Origin of the sequence: Sphingomonas sp. Ant H11, assembly GCF_000797515.1 — a bacterium.
Lineage (GTDB): Bacteria > Pseudomonadota > Alphaproteobacteria > Sphingomonadales > Sphingomonadaceae > Sphingomonas.
The window spans coordinates 1-4,179 of the sequence record NZ_JSBN01000129.1; the positions used below are offsets into that span (position 1 = coordinate 1).

At 65.7% G+C, this 4,179-nt stretch carries 2 protein-coding genes and 2 pseudogenes; 3 read left to right on the forward strand and 1 reads right to left on the reverse strand.

What is annotated here, in order from left to right:
• Positions 1–131: 131 nt before the first annotated feature.
• On the reverse strand, positions 132–776 hold the full coding sequence (locus NW75_RS18990; protein ID WP_033966848.1) for a Tim44/TimA family putative adaptor protein: 645 nt from the start codon (positions 774–776) through the stop codon (positions 132–134).
• A gap of 179 nt (positions 777–955) precedes the next feature.
• Between NW75_RS18990 and secB the strand changes: the two genes are divergently transcribed.
• The 3 genes and pseudogenes from secB to trpS all read left to right on the forward strand — a co-directional run bounded on the left by secB (position 956) and on the right by trpS (position 4,141).
• Positions 956–1,477 (forward strand): protein-export chaperone SecB, encoded by a 522-nt coding sequence (secB, locus tag NW75_RS18995; RefSeq protein WP_033966849.1) that lies wholly within the window; start codon positions 956–958, stop codon positions 1,475–1,477.
• A gap of 63 nt (positions 1,478–1,540) precedes the next feature.
• Positions 1,541–3,137, forward strand: a pseudogene (murJ, locus tag NW75_RS19000) (murein biosynthesis integral membrane protein MurJ).
• 4 nt (positions 3,138–3,141) lie between these two features.
• A pseudogene (trpS, locus tag NW75_RS19005) lies at positions 3,142–4,141 on the forward strand (tryptophan--tRNA ligase).
• The last annotated feature ends 38 nt before the right edge of the window (positions 4,142–4,179 follow it).

Sequence of the window (4,179 nt, forward strand, 5' to 3'; positions counted from 1 at the left end):
GGCGGCGACGGGTTTGCGCACCGGTGCAGGACGGTTGGCGACCGGACGGGGGCGTTCGACGTGACCGCCGCACCCGGCGAGCAAGACGGCAAACGCAATCGGCAGCCCGGTAAATGCCCCCCGCATTGGCGTTATGCCTCGTCGGTGTCGGCGAGCTTCCAATTCGGGTCGCTGCTCTTGAGAGTGCGCACGAAGGTCCAAACATCATGCGTCTCAACCGCATCGGTCATCGAGCCCGCGATCACGTTACCCTCGGCATCGCGCGTCACCGCAGCGATGTCGGCATCGAAGCGGACCGTGATCCGCGCAACCTTGCCGTCGAGCGACGCGTCGGCAATGACCGCGCGCTCGATCGACACGAGCCGGTTGTCCAGCACATGGCCCGCAGTGTCACGCGCCAGGATCGCGCTGGTGAAGGCATCGCGCACCGAATCCTCGGCAAGCCAGGCGAGTTGTTCCTCGTCGCCCTTCCAGAATGCCTCCAAAATCATGCGATAGGCACCCTGCGCGCCACCGAGAAAACGCGAGACGTCGAAGGTGGAGTCGGCAGCGATGATCGCGCGGATCCCCGCTTCGGCCTTGGGCTCGACATTGCGGCTGATCGGTTCACGCGCTTCGCCGATCGCCTCGACCGGGCGCTGCACCACCGTCAGCGGAGCACGTTCCTCGGTCGGCTTGGGCAAGGGCTGTTCGTGACCCGTGCGTTTGCCCAGCACCCGATACAGGTTCAGCGCCAGAAACGCAGTCAGCATTACGAGAATGACGGTCAGGAACACGCGGCCTCCGGGGCTTTCAACAGATGCAGTACATAGGCCTAACGCGCCAAGGATTCAAATCATGCAATAAGACGAGCGTCTCCGGCGAGTTGAACTCGCTGCCCCCCCCTGCTAGGCGCGCGCTTTCGACCACGCCACGGAAGTGTGGCGCTTATACGATCAGGGTAAGGACGAGTTCCATGAGCGAGCAGGACGACGGCTTCATCACCACCACGGTTCCGACGACCGACCCCTATGGCAATGGCCTGGACACCGCGCCTGCGGCCGGCCTCATCTCGCAATATGTGAAGGACTTGTCGTTCGAGAATCCGAACGCACCGGCCATTTTCCAGAACCCGACCGCGCCCGCCATCGACGTGCAGTTCAACATTGCTTCGGCCCAGGTCGGCGACGATGTCTATGAAATCGTGCTGCGCATCGAAGTGAAGGCGGACGCAGAAGGCACCGTCGCCTTCCTGGTCGACCTTTCTTATGCCGGGCTGTTTGGCCTGCGCAATTTCCCGGCCGAGCATCTCCAGCCGTTCCTGCTGGCCGAAGCGCCGCGCCTGATCTTCCCGTTCGCGCGCCGCGTGCTGGCCGATGCCATTCGTGACGGCGGCTTCCCGCCGCTGCTGCTCGAGCCGATCGATTTCGCCAGCGTCTTCCTGCAGCAGCAGGAAGCGGCCGAAGGCGGCATTGGCGAGACGCTCGGCACCGCCTAAGGGCCCTTTCAGCCCCCGATCTCCCAGTCCGGATGCGGGGGCTGTTTTTGTGAAGACAGCGCCATGAACCTCGTCAAATCACTCGGCTCGATCGGCGGCCTCACGCTGGCCAGCCGGGTGCTGGCGTTGGTGCGCGATTCGCTCGCCGCCCGTTATGTCGGGGCGGGGTTTGCATCGGACGCGTTCAATGGCGTCGCCTTCCGTCTGCCCAACATGTTCCGCGCTTTGTTCGCGGAGGGCGCGTTTTCCGCCGCCTTCATCCCGATGTTCAACAAGAAAGCCGCCGGGCCGGACGGCATTGCCGGCGGCTATCGCTTCGCCGAGCGCGCGCTGGCGGTGTTGCTGCCGATCCTGATCCTGTTCACCGGCGCGCTGATCCTGGCGGCCTGGCCGATCACTTGGCTGCTCTCGGGCGGTTTCGCCCGCCAGCATCCCACCCACGAGCAATTCGCCTTTGCGGTGATGCTGTCGCGGATCACGTTGCCCTATCTCGCGCTGATATCGCTGGCGTCGCTGCTGGGGGGCATCCTCAATTCGCTCGACAAATTCTGGGTCAATGCGGCGGCCCCGATCCTGCTCAATCTCGCCATGATCGCGGGGCTGTGGTTCTTCCACGGCACGACGTCTATCAGACCGCGCGCGTGCAGGCGATTTCGGTGACGGTCGGCGGCGTGCTGCAACTGCTGTGGCTGCTATGGGCGTGCCACCGCGCCGGGGTCGATATGCGGCTGCGGCTGCCGCGCTTGGACGCCGATGTGCGCGAGATGCTGCGGCTGATCGTCCCCGCTGCGGCGGGCGCGGGCGCGTCGCAGATCAATCTGTTGATCTCGACCTCGCTCGCGGGCAGCCTGCTCGCCTCGGGCTCGATCACGTATATTTATTATGCGGACCGGCTGAACCAATTGCCGCTCGGGCTGATCGGCATCGGGCTTGGCACGATCCTGTTGCCGACAGTGTCGCGCCTGCTCTCGACCGGGCAGGATACCGCCGCGATGGAGACGCAGAATCGCGGGATCGAGCTGGCGCTGTTCCTCACCCTCCCCGCCACCGTCGCCTTCATGGTCGCCGCCGAGCCGATCGTGCGCGGGCTGTTCCAATATGGGCATTTCACCGCGATGGACGCGCGCCGCTGCGGCTGGGCGCTCAGCGCCTTCTCGGTCGGCCTGCCATCCTATGTGCTCGTGAAGGTGCTGACGCCCGGTTATTATGCGCGCGGCGATACCAGGACGCCGGTGCGCTATGCGATGATTTCGATTGCGGTGAACATCGTCGCAACCTCATCCTGATCCCGCTGATCGGCCATGTCGGCCCGCCGCTCGCCACCGCGCTCGCCTCGACGGTCAATGTCGCCATGCTCTATCGCACGCTGGTCGAGCGCGGCCATTTCGCGGCGGACAGCGCTTTGCGCCGCAAGGTCCCGCGCCTGCTGCTCGCCGCCCTGCTGATGGGGGCGACGGTGTTCGCGTTCGAGCGGCTGCTCACCCCCTATCTCGGCGGCGCGCTGATCGTGCGCTATGCAGCCCTTGGCGTGCTGGTCGGCGCGGGCAGCGCGGTCTATGGCGTGGCCTGTTTCGTTACCGGTGCTTACCGGATCGCGGACCTGAAGGCGCTGATGCGGCGGCGCGGCACCTCCAACACTCCCAAGCCCGCCCAGGAATAAGCATATGCGTGTCGTCTCCGGCATCCAGCCAACCGGCAATCTCCACCTCGGCAACTATCTCGGCGCGATCAAGCAATGGGTCGCGATGCAAGACGCGATGCCGGAAGGCGACGATTGCCTGTTCTTCCTGGCCGATCTTCACGCACTGTCGCAGCCGGTCATCCCGGCCGAGCTCAACGCCCACACCACCGAAATGGCCGCCACTTTGCTCGCCTGCGGGATCGACCCGAAACGCGCGATCCTGTTCAACCAGCGCGCGTGCCCGCGCACAGCGCGCTCCACTGGATTCTGGGCGGCACCGCGCGGATGGGCTGGCTCGGCCGCATGACGCAGTGGAAGGACAAGGCCGGCAAGAAGGGCGAGACGCAAAGCGTCGGGCTGTTCACCTACCCCGTGCTGCAAGCCGCCGACGTGCTGCTCTATCAGACGACGCACGTGCCGGTCGGCGAGGACCAGAAGCAGCATCTCGAGCTGGCGCGCGACATCGCGGTGAAGTTCAACGCCGATTATGGCGACACCTTCACGCTGCCCGAGCCGTTCATCTCCAAGGCCGCGCCGCGCATCATGAGCTTGCGCGATGCCAGCGCCAAAATGTCCAAGTCCGATCCCTCGGACGCCAGCCGCATCAATCTGGTCGATGATGACGACACCATCGCGGGCAAGATCCGCAAGGCCAAGAGCGATGCCGACGGCTTGCCGGGCGAAGTCGCCGGCCTCGCCGAACGGCCTGAGCGCGCAATCTGGTGACGATCTATGCGGCGCTTGCGGGCGTGACGCCCGATGCGGTGCTGGCGCAGTTCGCAGGGCAAGGCTTCGGCGCGTTCAAGCCTGCCCTCGCCGATCTGGCGGTGGCGACGCTCTCGCCGATTCGCCAGCGGCTGACGGCGTTGCTCGACGATCGTGCGGCGGTGAGCGCGGTGCTGGCCGATGGCGCGGCGCGCGCGAGTGTGCTGGCGGCCCCGACGCTGGCGGCGGCGCAGGCGGCGGTTGGGTTGCAGGTGTAACCTTCGCCGCAGGCCGACCGTCGCCACAAAATCCCTCT